Below are 19,844 nucleotides of genomic sequence, written 5' to 3' on the forward strand. Positions count from 1 at the left end.
CCCGACCGTCGAGTGGGAGGTTCCCGTGTTCGCCCTGTCCCTGACCGAGGACGCCGAGCTGCGTCCCCTGGAACCCTGGCGGGCCGAGGAGTTCCTGGCCCATCTGGAGCGGGCGCGTACGCACATCGCGCCCTGGGTGTCGCCCTCGTTCCTGGTCGACGACCTCGCCGGTGCACGGGCCACGCTCCAGCGCTACGCGGACCTGTGGGCGCGCGACGCCGGCGGCATCTGGGGCATCTGGCGGCGGGGCGACCTGGTGGGCGGGGTCATGTTCGTCTCGTTCGACGCCGGCAGGGGCGTCTGCGAGGCCGGCTGCTGGCTGGAGCCCGCGGGGGAGGGGCACGGGCTGGTCAGCCGGGCGGTCGGCCGGATCGTCGACTGGGCCGTACGCGAGCGCGGCATCCACCGCGTCGAGTGGCGCACCAACGCACGCAACGCCCGCAGCATCGCCACCGCCCGACGGCTGGGCATGCGCCTCGACGGGACGCTGCGCGAGCTCCACCCCGGGCCCGACGGGCGGATCGACCTCGAGGTGTGGTCGGTGCTGGCGCCCGAGTGGCGCGGCGTCCGGTCAGACGCGGGTGAGCACCGCGTCCAGTGAGCGGGGCACCCGGTCCGGCGCCAGCGCCGTCACGAGCAGCCGCGCGTACGCGCTCTTGCGGCCGGAGCGGGTGCCGAGGAACCGGCGCAGCTGCGCCTCGACGGCGCGCCCCCGCTGGGCGGGCTGGCGCTGGAAGAGGTCGAACGAGCGCAGCTCGCCCTCGGCGGCGAGCACCTCCCGGACCCCGGCGACGCCGACCGCGCGGATCAGTTCGTCCTCCAGGTCGGCCACGCAGACGTGGAAGCCGAGCGCGGCCAGGTCGTCGCGGGACAGGTCGGCGCCGAGGCCGCAGCGTTGCAGCCCCCGCCGGAAGAAGCCCTCCTCGCCCTCGTCGTAGAGGCCGGCCAGCGGCAGCCCGCGCCCGGCGGGGCCGAGGTGGTCGAGGAAGTGGCCGATGTTGGTCGCGCCGCCCATCGCGACGATCCGTACGCCGTCGGCGTCGAGGTCCCGGCCGCGGCGCGCGGCCAGGGTCTCCAGGGCGACCCGGTCGCTCACCCCCTCGACCAGCACCACGGCCCGCGCATCGATCCGGGTCGCCAGCTCGCGGATGCCCCACACGGTCGCCTCCCGCCCCCCGGACGTCGCCGCGCCCGCCGCGCGGCCGGGGTGCCCGTCCGGACGGTCCGGTCCCGTGTCCGCCCCGGGATCGTGGGCCGGACCCGCACCGCGGCGCAACCGGATCCGTCGGGGTGTGGTGCTGCCGGCACCCCACCCCGACGCCCGGGGTGGGGTGGGGTGGGGTGCCGGCCGGGCCGGCGTCCGGGCCGGGCGGCCCGGACGGCGGCGCCGGGATCAGGGCAGCGTGCGCAGGGACGGGCCGGGGGTCAGGCGGGGCTCCCAGGCGGAGAACCGGTCCCAGTTGATCGACCAGGTCATCAGCCCCCGGAAGGCGGGGTTGGTGCCGCTGCGCGGGGTGTACGGGCCACAGCCCTGCCCCCGGACCAGGCAGGTCACCGCCGCCTGCACCCCGGCCGGGGCGAGGTAGCCGTTGCCGGCGCTGGGGGAGGAGGGCGCGCCGAAGGCCACCTGGTCCTCGCGCAGCGCCGGGAAGACCCGGTCCGGGTTGCCGGCGACGGGGAAGCCGGCGAGCAGCATGTCGGTCATCGCGATGTGGAAGTCCGCGCTGCCCATGGTGTGGTACTGGTTGTCGAGCCCCATGATCGGCCCCGAGTTGTAGTCCTGCACGTGCAGCACGGTGAGGTCGTTGCGCAGCGCGTGTATCACCGGCAGGTACGACCCGGCGCGCGGGTCCTGCCCGCCCCACGGGCCCGATCCGTAGTACTGGTAGCCGAGCTGGACGAAGAACGTCTCCGGTGCCATGGTGAGCACGAAGCCCGCCCCGTACCGCTGCTTGAGAGTGCGGATCGCGGAGATCAGGTTGACGATCACCGGCGTGGTCGGGTTGCGGAAGTCGGTGTCCCCGGCGTCGAGGTAGAGCGAGTGCCCCTCGAAGTCGATGTCGAGCCCGTTGAGGCCGTACCGGTCGATGACGGCCGCCACCGACCGGACGAAGGTGTCCCGGGCGGCGGTCGTGGTGAGCTGGACCTGGCCGTTCTGCCCACCGATGGAGAGCAGCACCTTCTTGCCCTGCGCCTGCTTCGCGCGGATGGCCGCGACGAACTCGGCCTCGGTCTCGACGCCCGGGCACTCGCTGGGCGGGCAGAGCTGGAACCGGATGTCGCCCGAGGTGACGCTGGTCGGCTCGCCGAAGGCGAGGTTGACGATGTCCCAGTCGGCGGGCACGTCGGCCATCCGCAGGTAGCCCGAGCCGTTGGCGAAGCTGGCGTGCAGGTAGCCGATCAACGCGTGCCGGGGCAGGCCGTTGGGCGGGGGAGTGGTGGGCGGTGGCGTGGTGGGCGGCGGCGTGCTGGGCGGTGGCGTCGTCGGCGGGGCCGTGGTGGGCGGTGCGGTCGTGGGCGGGGCCGTGGTCGGCGGGGTGGTGGGCGTGCCGCCCGAGCAGGGCGCGCCGTTGAGCGTGCAGTTGGTGGGGGAACCGGAGCCGGTGACCAGGAAGCCGAACGACACCGAGGCGCCGGGGGCCACGGTGCCGTTCCAGGATCGGTTGGTGAAGGTGTGCCGCTGGCCGACGCTGCTCACCGTGGCGTCCCAGTAGGAGCCGAGCGTGGTGCCCGTGGGCAGGGTGAAGGCCACCTGCCAGCCGTTGACGGTGCTCGGGCCGCCGTTGGTGACGGTGTAGCGCCCCTCCCATCCGGTGCCCCAGTCGGCGGTCCTGACGAAGGTGGCGGTCGGGCCGGCGGCGTGCGCCGGCGCGGCGAGGGTCAACGTGGTGGCGGTGACGGTGGCCAGGGCCGCGACGGCGGCCAGCAGCAGGTTTCGGGCAGGGCGACGCATCCGGACCTCCCGGGTACGAGGGCCGTCGGATCGACGGATGCACAATTATTAGGATTGTTAACTGTAATTGTCCAGGCGTTCGGGCCGAACTTCCCACGACATCCTCGGCGCCGTCCGCGCCGGGTCGCGTGTCGGCGCCCGACCCTCGGCGCCCGCCTGCCGGCCCGCCCGTCTCTCCGCCCGCCCGCCTGCCGGCCGGCCCGTCCAGGGCCACCAGGGTCCGGGCAGGTGACCGGTCAGGAACGCGTGCGTCCCGGCGGTGTCCCAGGGCAGGTCCCCGGCGGAGAGGGTGGCCAGCCGGGGCACGGTCGGCAGGCCCAGCGCGTCGGCCCGCCCGACGAGGTCGGCTCAGGTCGCCGCGCGCGTACAAGCAGCTCCTCGCGGCTGCCGATGAGGTACGCGCCGCCGGGCAGCTTATCCGCCGCGAGGGCCCCGGCTCGCGCCAGTGTTCGGGTCCGCGCGTCCACCCTGGACCGTCGGCGTGCGGAAATGTCGTACCCGGCGGCGACCATCCATCCATGGCTGTCCCCGCTCTCACCCCGCACACCGACCAGCCGCGTTCGGTGCCGCTGCGCGAGGCGCGCACCCGGCTCACCCAGCTCGTCGCGCTGGCCGAGTTGACCGACACCGTCACCGTCGTCACCCGCGACGGCGATCCCCGCCCGGTGGCCGCGATCGTCCCGGCGGCCGCCGCCCGCAGCGCCGCCCAGGCGCGTGCCGACACCGATCGCCTCGCCGCCGTCACCGCCGGTTGGGCCCGGCGCCTCGACGAGGCGCACCGGCGCAGCAGCCACCGGCACGCCGCCGAGCTGCGCGCGGTCACCGCCGCCCTCGCCGAGGTCTGGGCCGAACTCGACCGCCGCGTCACCCCGGGCAGCGACTCCGGTCTCGCCCGGCTCCGCGCCGCCCACGCCGACCTGCTGGCCGCCGACCCCGCCGCCTGAGGCGCCCGGGCTCCGCGCCGCCCCGCACTCCGGGCGGCGCCGGGTCAGCGCGGCGTCGGGCCCGCGCGGCCCCGTGCCGGGCGCCGGTGCGCCGCCGTGAACCGTGCCCCGACGGCGCCGCAGGTGATGGTCGCGCGTGCCGCCGGCCTCGGGCCGAGGCGTCAGCCCGCGGGGTAGGCGTGGGTTTCCGCCGCCTTCACCGCGGCCCAGACCGGCTGGCCGGGTGCCAGCCGCAGCTGCGCGGCGGCGGCCGGCGTGACGTCCGCGGAGACCCCGATCGGTCCGTCGAGTCGCACCCGCAGGTTGTCGCCGTGCCGCTGCACGCCGGCGACCGTCGCCGGCCAGGTGTTGCGCGGGCTGCCCTCGGGGCGCGACGGGTGCAGGGCCACCGCCGAGGGCCGGAAGGCGACGAAGGCCTCCCCGTCGAGCCGGTCGGCCACGGTGAGGGTCAGCCCGTCGGCGACCCGGACCCGCTGCCCGTCGGCGTGGCCCCGGTGCAGGTTCAGCCCGACGAGCCGGGCCACGTAGTCGGTGCGGGGCCGCGCCGTGACGGTCGCGGCGTCCCCCTCCTGCACCACCCGACCCTCCTCGACGACCACGAGCCGGTCGGCCAGCACCAACGCGTCCAGCGGGTCGTGGGTGACCAGCAGGGTGGCCCCCGGGTGCGCGGTGAGGTGCCGGTGCAACTCCGCGCGGGTGTCCAGCCGGGTGCGCGCGTCGAGCGCGGCGAGCGGCTCGTCCAGCAGCAGCAGCGCGGGCTCGACGGCGAGCGCGCGGGCCAGCGCGACCCGCTGCGCCTGCCCGCCGGAGAGCTGCCGGGGCCGGCGGTGGGCGTGCTCGGCCAGGCCCACCCGGCTCAGCCAGTCGTGCGCGGTCGCCCGGGCGGTACGCCGGTCGGCGCCGTGCCGCCGGGGCCCGAATGCCACGTTCTCCGCCGCGCTCAGGTGCGGGAAGAGCAGGTAGTCCTGGAAGACCACGCCGATCGACCGGCGTTCGGTCGGCGTCCAGGCACGTCGCTGGGGGCGGTCCAGGTCGACGCCGCCGAGGGTGAGGTGCCCGGCGGTCAGCGGGAGCAGGCCGGCGAGCCCGCGCAGCGCGGTGGTCTTGCCCGCCCCGTTGGGGCCGAGCAGCGCGACCACCTCGCCGGCGGCGACCCGCAGCGCGACGTCGAGGCGGAACCCGCCCCGGTCCACCACGAGGTGCGCGTCGAGCAGGGGCGCGCTCACGGGCTGGTGATCCAGCGGTCGCGCAGCCCGGCGAGGATGGCCACGGAGACGGTGAGCAGGACGAGGCTGAGCACCACGGCGGCCTGCACGTCCGTCTCCAGCGCCAGGTAGACCGCCAGCGGCATGGTCTGCGTCCGGCCCGGATAGTTGCCGGCGAAGGTGATGGTGGCCCCGAACTCGCCGAGCGCCCGGGCCCAGCACAGCACCGCCCCGGCCGCCAGGCCGGGGGCCACCAGGGGCAGGGTGACCCGGACGAACGTCGTCCACCGCCCGGCGCCCAGGGTGGCCGCCGCCTCCTCGTAGCGGCGGTCGGCGCCGCGCAGCGCCCCCTCCACCGCGATCACCAGGAACGGCATCGCCACGAACGCCTCCGCCAGCACCACGCCGGCGGTGGTGAACGGCAGGGTGATCCCGAAGGTCGCGTCGAGCCAGCCGCCGAGCAGCCCGCGCCGGCCGAAGACCAGCAGCAGCGCCACCCCGCCGACGACGGGCGGCAGCACCAGCGGCACGGTGACGAGGGCGCGCACCAGGCGTCGGCCGGGGAACTCGACGCGGGCCAGCAGCCAGGCGAGCGGGACCCCGAGCAGCAGGCAGAGCAGCGTGGCCAGGGTGGCGGTCAGCAGGGAGAGCCGCAGCGCGGTGAGCACGCCCGGCGCGGCGAGCCGCTGCGGCAGGGTGGCCCACGGCGTACGGGCCAGCAGCCCGACCAGCGGCAGGACGAGGAGGACCAGGCCGAGCCCGGCCGGCAGCAGCAGCGCGAGGGGCACCCGGCCACCCCGCCGCCGGGCGCGTGCGCGGGTGCCTGTCACGGAACCTGGAACCCCGCCGCCGCGAGCACCCCGCGGCCCCGCTCGGAGCGGACGTACGCGACGAAGGCCCGCGCCCCGTCGGGGTTGGGCGCGTCGCGCAGCACGACGATCGGGTAGTCGTTGACGGCGCCGGCCGACCCGGGGAACTCCACGGCCGTCACCTCGGCCGCGGCGGCCAGCGCGTCCGTGCGGTAGACGAGGGCCGCGTCGACCTCGCCGAGGCGCACCTTGGCCAGCGCGCCCCGCACGTCCTGCTCCAGGGTGACCGGGGTGAGGGCGACCGAGGCGGCGTCGAGGGCCGTGCGGGCCGCCGCCCCGCACGGCACCTGCGGCGCGCAGAGCGCGACCTTGAGCCCCGGCCGGGCCAGGTCGGCCAGGCCGGCGACGCCCCGGGGGTTGCCCTTCGGCACGGCGACGACGAGCTGGTTGCGGGCGAAGAGCGCCGGGTCGCCGTCGGCGTTGCCGGCGCCGGTGACCGTGGCCATGTTCCGCGTGGCCGCCGAGGCGAACACGTCGGCCGGCGCGCCCTGGTTGATCTGGGCGGCCAGCGCCGCGCTGCCGGCGAAGCTCAGCACCACCGTGCTGCCAGGACGGGCCTCCTCGAAGTCCCGGCCGAGCCGGGTGAACGCCTCGGTGAGCGACGCCGCGGCGAACACGGTCACCGTGCCGCCGGCGCCCGGGCCTCCCGTCGCCCCGCCGCCGGACGCGCTCCGGCCGCAGCCGGCCGCTCCGGCGAGGGCCAGCACCACCGCCACCACCACCGTCGCCGTCACCCGACGCCGCCGCGGCCTCACGAGCCCTGCCTCCCCCGGGAGCCGCCGGGGGTGGCGCGCTCCACCACCACCGTGGTCGACTTGATCACCGCGACGGCCAGCGAACCGACCCGCAGGCCCAGCTCGTCGACCGCCTCCCGGCTCATCAGCGAGACGATCCGGAACGGCCCGGCCTGGATGTCCACCTGGGCCATCACGGTGTCCCGGACGACGTTGACCACGATGCCGCGCAGCCGGTTGCGGGCCGACGAGGCGTCCGACCGGTCGTCCGGGTCGGCGGCCTGCCCCCGCGCGAACGCGGCCAGGTCGACACCGTCGATGGCCCGGTGCCCGTGCTCGTCGCGGCCGGCGGCGAGCCGCCCGGCGTCGACCCACCGGCGTACGGTGTCGGCGCTGACCCCGAGCAGCTCGGCGGCCTCCCCGATGCGGAACGTCGTCACCGGGCCACCCTAGCGCCGCAGATGCCAGGGCAGAAGCCGGCCGGCCCTCGCGGTTGCCGTGGCGTGGCCCGCTCGGCCCTGGCGTACCCGCGACGGCACCGGGTGACACGAGCACCCGGACCTCCGCCTGCTGTCGCGGCGTCGCGCGATGGTCCACAATGAAGGGCTCGCACGGGGGACGGCGACCGGGAGGGCCAGTTGGGCCAGGACGACGAGACCAGCGGCGACCCGCCCGCGACCGCCGCGGCGGCGACCGCCCCCGCCCGCCGGCCGGGATCACGTCAGGTGCGCCTGGCGGCCCTGCTGTTCCTGCTGGTGGTGCTCGCGGCGGCGGCGGTCCGGGTGATCGTGGCCAGCGGCCCGCCCACCTGGGACGAGCTGCGCGAGCGGGCCGGGCTGACCAACCGGGACAGGCTGATCATCGGGGTCAAGGACGACCAGCCGGGCGTGGCGCAGAGGCTGGAGAACGGCGCGTTCGAGGGCTTCGACATCGACATCGCGTACATGATCGCGGAGGATCTGGGCTTCGACGCGCCGGAGGTGACGCTGCTGTCGATCGAGAGCGAGGACCGGGCCCGCCGGCAGGCGCGCGACGCCGACGGCAGCTTCGTCACCGTCGACCTCGTGATCGCCTCCTACAGCATCACCGAGCAGCGCCGGGACCAGGGCGTCGTCTTCTCCTTCCCCTATCTGGAGACCGAGCAGTCGGTGCTCACGCTCGCGTCGAACCCCCGGCAGGTCGCCAGCCTGCGCGACCTGGACCGGGCGAAGGTCTGCACGCTGGGCACGTCCACCTCGGAACAGCGGCTGCGCGAGGCGGGCGCCAGCCCGATCGGCCGCAACCGGATCAGCGAGTGCGTCCAGGCGCTCTACGACGGTGAGGTCGACGCGGTCACCACCGACGCGGCGATCCTGGCCGGCTTCGTGGGGCCGCGCCCGCCCGGGGAGTTGCCGCCGGCGACCAAGCTGCTGCGGCGCAAGGAGCTGCGGCACTGGGACATCGGCGCGGAGTCGGCGGAGAAGTGGGGCGTGAACACCGGTCCCGTCCCCGAGATGCGGGACCTGGTCAACCTCTCCCTCTACCAGTCCGCGAAGGGCCCCGACGGCGACCGCTGGAAGGCGGCGTTCGACCGCTACCTGGCCTCGGAGCAGCAGTACAGCAACCCGCAGCAGGTGGCGGTCGGCCGGCAGCCGGAGCCCGAGGAGAAGGTGGAGGTGCGGCAGTGGCCGTGGGAGAGATGGGCCCTGCCGTCTCCGAGCCGGCCGCGTTCGGGCGTCCCGACCGCCGCCCGGGGACCAAGCAGGCGCAACAGGCGCAGCAGTGGCTGCTGACGCTGCTGCCCGCGTTCCCGGTGCTGCTGCTGGTGCTGCGGCTCTGGCGGCTCAGCCGGCAGGACATGCCGACGATGCTGCTGCTGGTGCAGTACGTCAGCCCGCTCGGGCTGCTCAGCGCCCTGCTGATCGCGCTGGTCTGGGCGTTCCCGCTCGTGGTGCTGGTGCTGGCCGTCCTCGGCCGGCTGCTCCAGGTCAGCGCGCCTGAGCGGTTCGACCCGGAGCGCTCGCTGCTCGCCTACGGCACCGTGCGTACGCCCGGTTGGGTCCTGGTGGCGGCGATCGCGCTGGCGACGCTCACCTGGCAGCTGCGGTTCCTGCCGCTGCTGCTGATGCTCTCCCTCTGGCTGCTGGCGCTGCGGACCCGGCTGCGCCACCCGGAGCGGGCCCGCCGGCTGCTGGTCACCGGGTTGGTGCTGCCCGTCGTGGCGGCGGCGGCGATCCTCGCCTGGCTCGCGCCCGCGGTGCCGGCCGCGCTGCGGCAGGGCGAGGTGGCCACCGCCCTGCTGCTGGTCGTGCCGCCGCTGGGGGCCGTGGTGCTCACCGGTCCGGTGCCGCGCCCGGTGGCCCCGGTGCTGACCCGCACCCTGGCCTACACGGTGGCCGCCGTGCTGCCGCCGGTGATGGGGGTGGTCTTCCTGCGGGTGCCGCTGCTGCCCGCCGTCGCCGTGGAGGTCGGCCCGGAGGCGGGCCCGGTCCGGGAGGTGGTACGCGGCGAGGCGGTCACCGTCACCGACCGGATGACGATCGTGCTCGACGGGCGGGGCGAGGTGCGCTTCCTGCCCAACGACCGGGTACGCGGGCAGCTCCTCTGTCCCGACCCCGGGCGGGTCCCGGTCAGCCGGGTCGACGTGTACGGCTGGCACGTGGAGGAGACGGCGCTGGACTGGATGATCCCCCGGCAGCCGGTCGGCCGGCCGGACCCGCGCTGCCTCGGCCGGGTGCCGGCGCCCGGTCCCGCGCTTCCCGGCACGCCCGGTCCCGTCCTGCCCGGCACGCCCGGTCCCGCCGCCTCCCCGCCGTCCCCGGGCCCCCGCTGAAGGCTCACCCCGAACGCGTCGGACCGGGCGCGGGTCAGCCCCGCCGCGCGGTGCGGCCCTTGAGGTGGCGGCCCAGCTCCCGGGCGATCTCCCGCTCGGCGTCCCGCTCGGCGAGCGCCTGCCGCTTGTCGTACGACCTTCTGCCCTTGGCCAGAGCCAGCTCGACCTTCGCCCAGCCGCCCGAGAAGTACATCGACAGGGGCACCAGGGTCAGGCCGCCCTCGCGGGTGCGTTCCAGGATCCGGGCGATCTCCACCCGGCGCAGCAACAGCTTGCGGGTGCGCCGGGGGGCGTGGTTGGTCCAGCTGCCGAAGCCGTACTCGGCGATGTGCAGCCCGTACAGCATCAGCTCGCCGTCGCGCTCCTGGGCGAAGGCGTCGACCAGCGACGCCCGGCCCTCGCGCAGCGACTTGACCTCGGTGCCGGCGAGCACGATGCCCGCCTCGTAGGTCTTGAGGATCGTGTAGTCGTGCCGCGCCTTCTTGTTCGAGGCGATCAGTCTGCGCTCGGTCTGCCGGGCCGCATTCACCCGGTCGAGGATATCGGTGCCGCGGGCCGCCGGCCGGACGACCTCCAGCGGGCACGCCCAACCGCCGGAGGGCCCGCCGTCGGCGTCGCCGGGGCGGTCGAATCCGATGGCGCGGGCGGTGCGTCCGGAGGGAGACTCCGGGGATGGATCATCGTGCGTTGGTGGGGCTGAGCAAGCGGATGTCCCTGGCGTTGCGCCACCAGCCCGCCCAGTTCGGCCTCGCGCCCGACCGGGCCGGCTGGGTGCCCGTCGAGGAGCTGCTCGCCGCGCTGCGAATCGACCGTGCCGACCTGGACGCCGTGGTGGCCGGCAACGACAAGCAGCGCTTCGCGGTGCGTCGCGGCGGCGACGGCGACGAGCGGATCCGGGCCAACCAGGGCCACTCGATCCCGGTCGACCTGGAACTCACCCCCTGCCCGCCGCCGGCGCGGCTCTACCACGGCACCAGCTCCGCCGCCCTGGACTCGATCCGGGCCAGCGGGCTGCACCGGGGCGGCCGGCATCACGTCCACCTGTCGCCGGACGAGGCGACCGCCCGGCGGGTGGGTGCCCGCCGGGCGGGCGAGCCGGTGATCCTGACGGTCGACGCGGCGGCCATGGCGCGCGACGGGCACGCCTTCTACCGCAGCGAGAACGGCGTCTGGCTCACCGACGCCGTGCCCGCGCGCTACCTCACGGGCTGACCGGCCGGGCCCGGCCCGCGCGTGGCCGCCGCGTCGGCCGACCGGACGGGCTCAGCCCGCGTGCCGGGCGAGGAACTCGGCGAGCACCCGGGTGTGGGTGGAGAAGGCCAGCTCCGTCGGTTCGGTGAGCACCAGCCACTCGGTCGCCTCCTCGGTCGGCGCCGAGGGCGGCAGCGTCTCGGCCGGCCGCTCGGGCAGCTCGCCGAAGACCATCATGGTGCCGCCGGCCGGGGCGCCGTGCACCGCGAGGAGCCGGGCGTCCGCGGCGTCGGCGCGCAGGCCGGTCTCCTCCCACAGCTCCCGGGCCAGCGCCTCGCGCCAGTCCTCGCCGTACTCGATGAAGCCGCCAGGCAGGGCGAGCTGCCCGCGCGCCGGCTCGATGTCGCGGCGGACGACGACCACGCCGAGCCCGTCGGCCGTGCGGACCGGCAGCACGGCGACCGCGACGGGCAGGGGGTTGCGCCAGACCGTCTCGCCGCAGGCCGCACAGACCCGCGGCCAGCCCGTCCCCGCCGGGTAGGCGGCGCCGCAGAAGGAGCAGTGGGAGTACGCCGCAGCCGTCATGCCGAAGCACGTTACCCGGCGCCGCCGGGGCCGTCGCGACCCGCCGCCGCAAGCCGCGCGACGCCTCCCGCCCGGGTCGTGGCCAACCCGGTCCGGGGGCGTCCCGCGGCCCGCGCCGAGGGCGTCGCGCGGCCCGTGCGCGGACGGTCAGGGGCGGCCCACGCGGGAGGAGAGGTCAGGGGCGGCCCGCGCGCAGGGCGTCGCGGGCCGCCATCAGGGCGAAGCCGAGCAGGTTCTCGCCCCGCCAGGACGCCGGATCGCCGGCGCGTGGGTCGTCGGCGGCCAGCCCGATCCCCCAGACGGGGTCCACCGGACTGGCCTCCACGAGCACCCGGTCGCCGGTGGCCAGCAGGAACGCCCGCAGGTCGTCGTGCTGGCCGAACTTGGCGACGCTGCCGGCCACCACGATGTCGTAGCGGCGGGCCTGCCAGGTCGCCTCGTCGAAGCCGCGCACCTGCCGGCCGAGGGACTTGGCCCGGTGGGGATGCCCGGCCGCCAGGATCCGCCCGGCGACCTCCGGGTCGCCGAACAACATGGCCTTGTGCCACATCATCCAGTGCTCGGCGGTGGCGTACGTCCGCCCACCGTCGCCGAACGGGGCCGGCCACCACTGGCTCAGGCAGCCGGGCCCCACGCCCCCGTCGCGCCCCGGCCGGTGGCCCCAGAAATACAGACAGCGGAGCTTCTCGCCCGCGCGTACGGCGGCGGTCAGCTCGGCGACGGATCGCGGTGCCATGGCGGCGATTCTGCCCGAGGGCACCGACGGGCCGCCGCGGGTTTTCCGGCCCGGCGCCCGGCGTGCGGGGCGCTCAGTCCGGCTCCGGCGCGCCGGTGTAGAAGGCGGTGGTGCGCCGTACGGCCGCCCGGGCGGCGGCGGCGTCGGTGCCGTCGGCGACACTCGCCTCGCCCCACCGCTCGCTGCTCGCCGTCACGAACTGCCGGCCCTCCTCCGAGACCGACCAGGACTCGCTCTCCTGCGGGGTGACCCCGCTGCCGTCGGCGGCGAGGTGCGAGGCCAGGCCGAGCAGCGCCAGGTCCCAGCCGACCCCGAGCGCACCCGGACCGAACTGGTCCCAGCGTGCCTGGTCGACGTGCGCGACGTGCTCCAGTTCGAAGCGGGTCCGGCCGTCCCCGACGGGCGTCAGCCGCACCTCGATCCAGCTCACCTCGTCGCCGAACTCCCAGGTGGCGGCGAAGCTCTTCGGCGGGTCGCAGCGCTCGACGGTGCCGCCGGCGTTCCCCTCCAACTGGTAGCGGCCGTGCAGCCGCAGGTCGCCGGAGACCGGCATGAACCACCGGGGGATCCGCTCCGCGTTGGTGCACGCGTCCCAGAGGTCGTCGAGCGGGGCGTCGTACGTCTGACTCATGGTCATCACGCGGGCCTCGCCGGCCTCCAGCACCCGCCGGCCGAGCTGGCGCCGCACGGCGCTTATCTGTCCGGTCGCTTCGATCATGGGTCTCCTGCCTCATCTGTCGTGTCGTCGGTGCCGGCCGGCCGCTCCCGCAGCCGCCGTTCGCGCCTGCCCCGGGCCAGCTCGGTCGCGAGTGCGTGCAGGGGCGGTGTCCAGAACCGGCGGAAGTGGTCCAGCCACCGGTCGACCTCCCGCAGCGGGCCGGGGTCCACCGCGTAGAGCCGCCGCGTCCCCTCCGCCCGAACGGTGGCGAAGCCGTTGTCCCGCAGCACTTTGAGGTGCTGGGAGACGGCCGGCTGGGAGATCCCGAACTCCCGCCGGATCACGTCGCACAGCCCGCCGGCGGTCATCTCGCCGTCGGTGAGCAGTTCGAGGATGCGCCGTCGCACCGGGTCGCCGAGCACATCGAAGGCGTGCACCGGACCTTTATATCAGGAGTAACTTATTTAAGCAAAGACTGATGGCGGGCGCGCCGGCATCGGTCGGGGATACGACTCTTCCCGGTCTCGGTGCGAAGATCGCGCGACGTTACCCTGGCATCGACGCACTTATACTTTCCGTACGGTCGGTCGGGGACCCGTGAGCGGAGGCGGGCGTGCCACTCTTCTTCCTGAGCTACGCCCATGAGGACAACCGCAACGGCCAGGTGCAGGAGTTCTTCGGCGACCTCAGCGAGGCGGTGGCCCGGCTGGCCGGCGTGGGGTGGGACGAGGCGGGATTCATCGACGGGCAGTTGCAGCTCGGCGCGACCTGGTCGCACGAGCTGGCCGACGCGCTCGCGGGCAGCTCCTGCCTGGTGGCGCTGACCTCCCCCCGATACGTGGTCAGCGACTACTGCGGACGCGAGTTCCGGGTCTTCGTCGACCGGGTCGACGAGCACGAGCGGCAGTTCCGCCGCCGGCCCCCCGCGGTGCTGCCGATCCGCTGGATCCCCTGCGACCGGCTGCCCGAGGTGATGACCGGCTTCCAGCACAAGAACTTCCCGGCCGGCGCCGTGTACGCCCAGGACGGTCTGCTCACCCTCAAGCAGCGCCGCCGGCACCACGACGACTACCAGGACTTCGTCGACGCGCTGGCCAAGCACATCGTGCAGACCGACCGCGACCACCGGCTGGCCCGCCCCGCCCAGCGCCCGGTGCTCGCCAAGGTCACCAGCGCCTTCGAGACGCCGCGCCGGGTGCCGCCGGCCGGTTCGGCTCCCGGCCGGGTGCCCCGCCCGACCAGCGCCCGGCACGTCTGGTTCGTCCTGGCCGCCGGCAGCTCGGCGGAGCTCGCCGGCACCCGGCCGGGGGCGGAGGAGCGCTACGGCGCGCTGGCCCGGGACTGGCGGCCGTACCGCCCCGAGCTGGAGGCGCCGATCGGCAGCTACGCCGGGGCGGTCGCCACCACCAAGAGCTACGGCTGGACGGTGGAGGACGCCGTCGACCTCGCCGAGGTGCGCGAGTGGGCCCGGGCGCACAACCAGATCGTCGTGCTCGTGGTGGACGTCTGGTCGGCCGGACTGCCGCGCTACGAGCTGACCCTGGTCGGCTACGACCGCGATCCCGACACCACCACCCCGGTGCTGGTGCCCTGGACGGCGGCCGACGAGGCGGCGGCCGACGGCGACCAGCGGATGTGGGAGACGCTGGCGCGCGTGCTCTCGCACCACGTGGTGCGCAACGACCCGGCGACCTGGCGACCGGAGATCGCCACCGCCGGCCGCTTCCACACCGAGCTCGAGGACGCGCTGGTCGTGGCCCAGAGCCGGATCTACCGTACGGGCACGGTCTACCAGGAGCCGCCGTCGGACGGCCCGGTGCACCGCCCGATCCTCGAAGGTCCCTGATGGAGGCGGGCAGCCCATGGCGATGAACGACGTGGCACGAGGGCAGATCGTCACCTTCTACTCGTACAAGGGCGGCACGGGCCGCACGATGGCGCTGGCCAACGTCGCCTGGATCCTCGCCAGCCAGGGGCTCCAGGTGCTGGTGGTGGACTGGGACCTGGAATCGCCCGGCCTGCACCGCTACTTCCACCCGTTCCTGCGCGACTCCGAGCTGCGCGCCACCCCCGGGGTTATCGAGATGATCTGGGATTACTCGATGGCCACCATGCAGCGCAACCCCGCCGACGACCCGCAGGAGCTGCTCGCCGGGCACGCCAAGATCCAGCGCCGGGCCGTCTCGCTGAACTGGGAGTTCCCGCACGGCGGCGTCATCGACTTCGTGGCGGCGGGCCAGCAGGATTCGGCGTACTCGCGGCTGGTGAGCACCTTCGACTGGTCGAACTTCTACGAGCGCCAGGGCGGGGCCGCCTTCTTCGACGCGGTCCGCGCCCAGATGCGCGCCGAGTACGACATCGTGCTGGTGGACAGCCGGACCGGCCTCAGCGACGTGGCCGGCATCTGCACCGTGCAGCTGCCCGACACCGTCGTCAACTGCTTCACCATGTCGACGCAGAGCATCCGGGGCGCGGCGGCCGTGGCCCGCTCGATCCGGGCCCAGCGCCCGGACGACCCGCCGCTGATGGTGCCGGTGCCGACCCGGGTGGAGGACGCCGAGCTGCGCAAGCTGGAGACCGGCCGGGACCTCGTCCGGGCGGAGTTCGCGTCGTTCCTCGACCACCTCTCCGACGCCGCGCGGGCCCGCTACTGGAACACCATCGAGGTGCCGTACCGCACGTTCTACGCCTACGAGGAGATCCTCGCCGCGTTCGGCGACCGGCCGGAGCAGTCGGGCACCCTGCTGGCGGCGTACGAGCAGCTCGCCTCGGTGGTGACCGGCGGCCGGGTCACCCGACTGGAGCCGATGCCGGAGGAGGAGCGACGGCGCTCACTGGCCGCGTTCGAGCGCTCCCGGCTCACCGCGGAGCAGACCGTGCTGGTCGGCTACGCCTCGATGGACCGGCTCTGGGCGGAGTGGATCAGCGACCAGCTCGAGGAGGCCGGCCTGCGGGTGGACCGGCGCGCCGTCGACGTGCCGGTCCGCGCGGGCGGTCGGACGGAGTTCGACCGGGCGCTCGCCGCCGCGAGCCGGGTGCTGGTGGTGCTCACCCGGCACTTCGCGGCGACCCCGCTGGCCGGGGAGACCTGGAAGGTCGCCGCCAGCCGCGACCAGATCGCCGGCACCGGCGTCCTGGTGCCGCTGCGCGTCGACGAGTCCCGGCTCGCCCTGCCCTACACCGACCGGCCGCCGGTCGACCTCAGCGACGCCGACGCCGGCACCGCCCGCACCCTGCTGCTGGAGGAGGTCGGCGCGCCCCCGCACGCCGTCACGGGGCGGGTGGTCGGCCGGTTCCCCGGGGCGTTCCCCGGGGTGTGGAACGTACGCCAGCACGGCACCACCTTCGTCGGCCGGGCGGCGCACCTGGAGGCGCTGCGCGACCGGCTGACCGCCTCGCCCGCCTCCGGCGTGCAGGTGGTCCACGGCCTGGGCGGGGTCGGCAAGACGCAGCTCGCGGCCGAGTACGCGCTGCGCTTCGCCCGCGACTACGACGTGGTCTGGTGGATCCCCGCCGACAGCGAGGAGCGCATCCGCGGCGGGCTGGCCGACCTCGCCGAGGCGATGGGCCTCGGCGCCGGCGGCGGCGGCGAGGCGGTCCGGCGGGTGCTCGACGCGCTGCGCCGGGGCGGCCCCGGCCGGCGCTGGCTGGTCATCCTCGACAACGCCGACGAGCCGTCGCGGGCCACCCGGGCGCTGATCCCGCAGGGCCCCGGGCACGTCCTGCTCACCACCCGCGACCGGTCCTGGAGCGAGTACGCCACCGCCACGGAGCTGACCGTCTTCGACCGGACGGAGAGCGTCCAGCTGCTGCGCGACCGGGTCCGCGGGCTCAGCGAGGACGAGGCGACCCAGGTCGCGGAGAAACTCGGCGACCTGCCGTTGGCGGTCGAGCAGGGCGCGGCCTACCTGCGGGCCACGGCCCTGCCGGTGGCGCAGTACCTGACGTCGCTGGACACCCCCGGCCTGCTGCGCATCCTGGAGGGACGGCAGTCGGCCGGCTACTCCAAGGCGCTTGCCGCGACCTGGCTGGTGACCCTCCGCCAGCTGCGGCAGGAGAAGCCCGCCGCCGCGCGCCTGCTGGAGCTCTGCTCGTACTACGCCCCCGAGCCGATCCCGGTCGCGATGCTCACCGGCGAGCGGTTCGCCGCCTTCATGGCACCGTTCGACCCCACCCTCACCGACCCGATCCTGCAGGGCCTGGTCACCGCCGAGCTGGGCCGCTACGGCCTGGCCCAGGTGGACGCGGAGAACAACACCGTACGCATCCACCGGCTGGTGCAGCTGGTCATCAAGGACCAGCTCGACGACCCCGCCGAGACCCGCCGCCAGGCCCAGCTGCTGCTCGCCGCCGCCAGCCCCCGCGACCCCGACAAGCCGGCCAACTGGCCGCGCTACGCCGAGCTGTGGCCGCACGTACGCCCGTCGGCGCTGCACGAGTCGACGGCCGACGAGGCCCGCCAGCTCGTCGCCGACACCGTGCGCTACCTCTACCGCCGTGGCGACTACGAGAGCAGCCGCTCCCTGGCCGAGGACGCGCTGGAGCGCTGGGGCGACACCGACGACGACGACCCGACCAAGCTGCGGATGAGGTTCCACCTGGCCAACGTGCTGCGCGCGCAGAGCCTCTTCGACCGGGCCTTCGACATCGACCAGGACGTCTACGAGCGGCAGCGCCGGATCTTCGGCGAGCAGCACCTCTACACCCTGATGACGGCCCGCAGCCTCGGCGCCGACCTGCGCGCCCAGGGGCGCTACCACGACGCCGAGCAGCGCGACCGGCGCACCCTGGAGCTGAGCGTGCGCAGCTTCGGCGAGGACAGCGGCCGTACCCTCACCGCCGAGAACAACCTCGCCGTCTCGCTGCGCCTGGTCGGCCAGTTCCGCGAGGCCGCCCAGCTCGACCAGCACATCTACGAGCGGCGCCGGGAACGCTTCGGCGAGGAGGACCCGTCCACCCTCGCCTCGGCCAGCAACTACGGCCGGGGGCTGCGCGACACCGGGGAGCTGTGGCGTTCGCACAGCGTCCTGCAACGCACCTCCGCCACCCAGCAGAAGGTGATCGGCCCCGACCACCCGGAGACCCTGCGTACGGCCAAGGAGCTGGCGCTGACCCTGCGCCAGCTCGGCCGCTTCGCCGACGCCCACCGGGTGCTGGAACGGACGGTCGTGCGCTACCAGCGCACCCTCGGCGGCGACCACGCCGACACCCTCTCCTGCGAGATGGCGCTGGCCACCACCTGGTCGGCGGTGGGCGACAACCCGACCGCGCTGCGGATGGCGCGGCGGCTGCGCGACGGCTACACGGAGGTGCTCGGCGCCGACCACGCCATCACCCTGGCCTGCCTCAACAACCTCGGCGTGTTCCTGCGCAAGGCCGGTGAGCACCCGCAGTCCCGGGACCTCGCCCAGCGGGTCCGCGACCAGCTGCTGGCCAGCCTCGGCGAGCGGCACCCGCACACCCTGCTCGCCACCCTCAACCTCGCCAACGACCTGTTCGCCCTCGGCGAGCGGGACGCCGCCCTGCTGCTGGACACCACCGCGTACGTCGAGCTGACCCGCGCCCTCGGCGCCGAGCACCCGGACACGGTCTCGGCGTCGGTGAACCTGGCGGTGAGTCGGCTGGTCACCGAGAACGAGGCCGACGCCGGCCGCGCCCTCTACGACGACGCGTTCGGTCAGCTGGTGCAGCTCTTCGGCGGGGACAACCCCCGGGTGGTGCAGGCCCGCCAGCGCGACCGGTTCAACGGCTACATCGAGCCCGCCCTGCTCTGAGCCCGGCGCCGCCGGATACTCGGGTGCGGGCGGCGCGGCCCGCCCCTAGGCTCCCGTTCCACGGGCTGGCCGGAGGTCTGCCGGCAGCCGTCGGTCGGTGGAGCGGAGACGAGCGACGCGATGACGTGCCAACTGTTCGCGATCAACTTCGAGGCGGGCCGGCCCGCGGGTCTCGCCCGATTCTGGTCCGGGCTCCTGGGCCGGGAGTCGACCGACGATCCCGCCGGCGGCGTGGCGCTCCTGCCCGCCGGCGACACCGGGTTCCGCATCGGCTTCCTGCCGACCCGGCAGCCCAAGCTCGGACAGAACCGGATGCACTTCGACCTGACGAGCACCTCCCCGCAGGACCAGCGGCAGACGGTGGCCCGGGCCTTGGAACTCGGCGGACGCCACACCGACGTCGGGCAACGCCCGGAGGAGGGGCACGTGGTGCTCGCCGACCCGGAGGGCAACGAGTTCTGCGTCATCGAGCCGGGCAACGACTTCCTCGCCGGCTGCGGGCTCGTCGGAGCGCTGGCCTGCGACGGCTCGCGGGAGGTCGGCTACTTCTGGAGCGCGGCGCTTGGATGGCCACTGGTGTGGGACCAGGACCAGGAGACCGCGATCCAGTCACCGCACGGCGGTACGAAGATCACCTGGGGTGGGCCACCGCTGATGCCGTGGACGGGCCGGCAGCGACTGCACTTCGATGTCGCCCCGCCCCGCGACGGCGACCAGCGGGCGGAGGTCGACCGCCTGCTCTCCCTCGGGGCGACCCGGATCGACGCCGGCCGGGGCGACGCCGACCGGGTGGTGATGGCCGACCCCGACGGCAACGAGTTCCGCGTGCTGACGCCCCGCTAGCGCACCCGGCCGGGCCCCGGCTCCCGCCGGAGGCCGGCGGGCGCTCCCTCGGGCGCCCTCGACTCGGGCCTAGCCGGGGCCGTCCGCCAGCCAGGCCGCCACCGCCACCGGGTCGGCGCCGGGCAGCCGGTGGCACACCGCCCGGATGAGGTCCGGGCGGGTGGTCAGCACCCGGGCGGCGGCGGTACGCCCCAGCCGCCCGGCGGCCAGCGCGACCCCGACCAGGGCGTCGGTGTCCCCGGGGTCCTCGGCGAGCCGGCGGCGGTACCCGGCCAGGGCGCCCCGCGCGTCCCCCGCGGCGTACGCGCGGTCGGCGTCGTCGGGGCGCGGTGCCGCGTCCCCCGCCCGCCGCGGACCCCGTTCGCCGGGGTCGCCGCCCCGGGCGTCGGCCGCCGGCCGGGCTCCCGGGCCGACGCGCCGCCCGTCGGCCGCCCCCAGCAGCCGGAGTCGCACCGCCGCCTCCGGCCCGCTGTCACCGCTCGGCGCCGGCCGGGCCGGGCCGTACCCGCCGCCGCCGTCGCCGCCGTCGCGGCCCTCGCC

Annotated in this window: 19 protein-coding genes and 1 pseudogene; 8 read left to right on the forward strand and 12 right to left on the reverse strand. The window is 75.4% G+C overall.

Annotated elements, in window-relative coordinates:
• Positions 1-25: 25 nt before the first annotated feature.
• Entirely contained in the window at positions 26-601 is a 576-nt protein-coding gene (locus V6V16_RS20705) for a GNAT family N-acetyltransferase (RefSeq protein ID WP_334564459.1), read from the forward strand.
• On the opposite strand, the gene V6V16_RS20710 is transcribed toward V6V16_RS20705, so the two are convergent.
• Both V6V16_RS20710 and V6V16_RS20715 read right to left on the reverse strand, forming a co-directional pair.
• Entirely contained in the window at positions 572-1,159 is a 588-nt protein-coding gene (locus V6V16_RS20710; RefSeq protein WP_334564460.1) for an ATP-dependent endonuclease, read from the reverse strand. The two genes, V6V16_RS20705 and V6V16_RS20710, sit on opposite strands and share 30 nt — an antisense overlap.
• 234 nt (positions 1,160-1,393) lie before the next feature.
• A complete protein-coding gene (locus V6V16_RS20715; RefSeq protein WP_442934121.1) occupies positions 1,394-2,932 on the reverse strand; it encodes a chitinase in 1,539 nt (512 codons plus the stop codon).
• Between the two features lie 539 nt (positions 2,933-3,471).
• On the opposite strand from V6V16_RS20715, the gene V6V16_RS20720 reads away from it, so the two are divergent.
• On the forward strand, positions 3,472-3,897 hold the full coding sequence (locus tag V6V16_RS20720; RefSeq protein ID WP_334564464.1) for a type II toxin-antitoxin system Phd/YefM family antitoxin: 426 nt from the start codon (positions 3,472-3,474) through the stop codon (positions 3,895-3,897).
• 161 nt (positions 3,898-4,058) lie between these two features.
• On the opposite strand, the gene V6V16_RS20725 is transcribed toward V6V16_RS20720, so the two are convergent.
• Genes V6V16_RS20725 through V6V16_RS20740 form a run of 4 tightly spaced genes read right to left on the reverse strand, consistent with a single transcriptional unit; the run spans position 4,059 to position 7,145 of the window.
• A complete protein-coding gene (locus V6V16_RS20725) occupies positions 4,059-5,123 on the reverse strand; it encodes an ABC transporter ATP-binding protein (protein ID WP_334564466.1) in 1,065 nt (354 codons plus the stop codon).
• Positions 5,120-5,932 (reverse strand): ABC transporter permease, encoded by an 813-nt coding sequence (locus tag V6V16_RS20730; RefSeq protein WP_334564468.1) that lies wholly within the window; start codon positions 5,930-5,932, stop codon positions 5,120-5,122. The genes V6V16_RS20725 and V6V16_RS20730 overlap by 4 nt, the downstream gene beginning before the upstream one ends.
• Positions 5,929-6,726 carry a molybdate ABC transporter substrate-binding protein gene (modA, locus tag V6V16_RS20735; RefSeq protein ID WP_442934120.1) on the reverse strand — a complete coding sequence of 266 codons (798 nt, stop codon included), beginning with the start codon at positions 6,724-6,726 and terminating at the stop codon, positions 5,929-5,931. The genes V6V16_RS20730 and modA overlap by 4 nt, the downstream gene beginning before the upstream one ends.
• Complete coding sequence (locus V6V16_RS20740; RefSeq protein WP_334564473.1) at positions 6,723-7,145, reverse strand: TOBE domain-containing protein; 423 nt, start codon at positions 7,143-7,145, stop codon at positions 6,723-6,725. Before V6V16_RS20740 ends, modA begins: the two co-directional genes overlap by 4 nt.
• A gap of 198 nt (positions 7,146-7,343) precedes the next feature.
• On the opposite strand from V6V16_RS20740, the gene V6V16_RS20745 reads away from it, so the two are divergent.
• Complete coding sequence (locus tag V6V16_RS20745) at positions 7,344-8,477, forward strand: transporter substrate-binding domain-containing protein (protein WP_334564475.1); 1,134 nt, start codon at positions 7,344-7,346, stop codon at positions 8,475-8,477.
• Positions 8,369-9,517, forward strand: a complete 1,149-nt coding sequence (locus tag V6V16_RS20750) for a hypothetical protein (protein WP_334564476.1) — start codon at positions 8,369-8,371, stop codon at positions 9,515-9,517. The genes V6V16_RS20745 and V6V16_RS20750 overlap by 109 nt, the downstream gene beginning before the upstream one ends.
• Positions 9,518-9,551: 34 nt before the next feature.
• Here V6V16_RS20750 and smpB read toward each other — a convergent pair whose 3' ends face one another.
• The gene (gene smpB, locus V6V16_RS20755; RefSeq protein WP_250100895.1) at positions 9,552-10,046 is read right to left on the reverse strand and encodes an SsrA-binding protein SmpB; all 495 of its coding nucleotides are present in this window, start codon (positions 10,044-10,046) and stop codon (positions 9,552-9,554) included.
• 143 nt (positions 10,047-10,189) lie between these two features.
• Between smpB and V6V16_RS20760 the strand changes: the two genes are divergently transcribed.
• Complete coding sequence (locus V6V16_RS20760) at positions 10,190-10,729, forward strand: RNA 2'-phosphotransferase (RefSeq protein WP_334564478.1); 540 nt, start codon at positions 10,190-10,192, stop codon at positions 10,727-10,729.
• 51 nt (positions 10,730-10,780) lie between these two features.
• On the opposite strand, the gene V6V16_RS20765 is transcribed toward V6V16_RS20760, so the two are convergent.
• From V6V16_RS20765 to V6V16_RS20780, 4 genes are all read right to left on the reverse strand, one after another.
• Positions 10,781-11,293 carry an NUDIX domain-containing protein gene (locus V6V16_RS20765; RefSeq protein WP_334564480.1) on the reverse strand — a complete coding sequence of 171 codons (513 nt, stop codon included), beginning with the start codon at positions 11,291-11,293 and terminating at the stop codon, positions 10,781-10,783.
• A gap of 175 nt (positions 11,294-11,468) precedes the next feature.
• Positions 11,469-12,029, reverse strand: a complete 561-nt coding sequence (locus V6V16_RS20770; RefSeq protein ID WP_334564482.1) for an NADAR family protein — start codon at positions 12,027-12,029, stop codon at positions 11,469-11,471.
• Positions 12,030-12,102: 73 nt separating this feature from the next.
• Complete coding sequence (locus V6V16_RS20775) at positions 12,103-12,747, reverse strand: SRPBCC family protein (RefSeq protein ID WP_334564483.1); 645 nt, start codon at positions 12,745-12,747, stop codon at positions 12,103-12,105.
• A complete protein-coding gene (locus V6V16_RS20780; RefSeq protein ID WP_334564484.1) occupies positions 12,744-13,124 on the reverse strand; it encodes an ArsR/SmtB family transcription factor in 381 nt (126 codons plus the stop codon). Before V6V16_RS20780 ends, V6V16_RS20775 begins: the two co-directional genes overlap by 4 nt.
• A 176-nt stretch (positions 13,125-13,300) precedes the next feature.
• Here V6V16_RS20780 and V6V16_RS20785 point away from each other — a divergent pair, with 176 nt between their 5' ends.
• The 3 genes from V6V16_RS20785 to V6V16_RS20795 all read left to right on the forward strand — a co-directional run bounded on the left by V6V16_RS20785 (position 13,301) and on the right by V6V16_RS20795 (position 19,304).
• Positions 13,301-14,533: a TIR-like protein FxsC gene (locus V6V16_RS20785; protein WP_334564485.1), complete on the forward strand. Its 1,233-nt coding sequence runs from the start codon at positions 13,301-13,303 to the stop codon at positions 14,531-14,533.
• Positions 14,534-14,549: 16 nt separating this feature from the next.
• Positions 14,550-18,461 (forward strand): FxSxx-COOH system tetratricopeptide repeat protein, encoded by a 3,912-nt coding sequence (gene fxsT, locus V6V16_RS20790; protein ID WP_334564486.1) that lies wholly within the window; start codon positions 14,550-14,552, stop codon positions 18,459-18,461.
• Between the two features lie 120 nt (positions 18,462-18,581).
• Positions 18,582-19,304: a VOC family protein gene (locus tag V6V16_RS20795; protein ID WP_334564487.1), complete on the forward strand. Its 723-nt coding sequence runs from the start codon at positions 18,582-18,584 to the stop codon at positions 19,302-19,304.
• A gap of 69 nt (positions 19,305-19,373) precedes the next feature.
• On the opposite strand, the pseudogene V6V16_RS20800 reads toward V6V16_RS20795, so the two are convergent.
• Positions 19,374-19,844 (reverse strand): annotated as a pseudogene (locus V6V16_RS20800) (hypothetical protein); the annotation flags it as partial.

Origin of the sequence: Micromonospora sp. CPCC 205561, assembly GCF_036906775.1 — a bacterium.
Taxonomy (GTDB): domain Bacteria; phylum Actinomycetota; class Actinomycetes; order Mycobacteriales; family Micromonosporaceae; genus Micromonospora.

Excerpts from the sequence above, each read along its gene's own strand:
- V6V16_RS20770 (WP_334564482.1), bottom strand. The coding sequence starts at position 12,029 with ATGGCACCGCGATCCGTCGCCGAGCTGACCGCCGCCGTACGCGCGGGC.
- V6V16_RS20720 (WP_334564464.1), top strand. The coding sequence starts at position 3,472 with ATGGCTGTCCCCGCTCTCACCCCGCACACCGACCAGCCGCGTTCGGTG.
- fxsT (WP_334564486.1), top strand. The coding sequence starts at position 14,550 with ATGGCGATGAACGACGTGGCACGAGGGCAGATCGTCACCTTCTACTCG.
- V6V16_RS20760 (WP_334564478.1), top strand. The coding sequence starts at position 10,190 with ATGGATCATCGTGCGTTGGTGGGGCTGAGCAAGCGGATGTCCCTGGCG.
- V6V16_RS20795 (WP_334564487.1), top strand. The coding sequence starts at position 18,582 with ATGACGTGCCAACTGTTCGCGATCAACTTCGAGGCGGGCCGGCCCGCG.
- V6V16_RS20775 (WP_334564483.1), bottom strand. The coding sequence starts at position 12,747 with ATGATCGAAGCGACCGGACAGATAAGCGCCGTGCGGCGCCAGCTCGGC.
- V6V16_RS20765 (WP_334564480.1), bottom strand. The coding sequence starts at position 11,293 with ATGACGGCTGCGGCGTACTCCCACTGCTCCTTCTGCGGCGCCGCCTAC.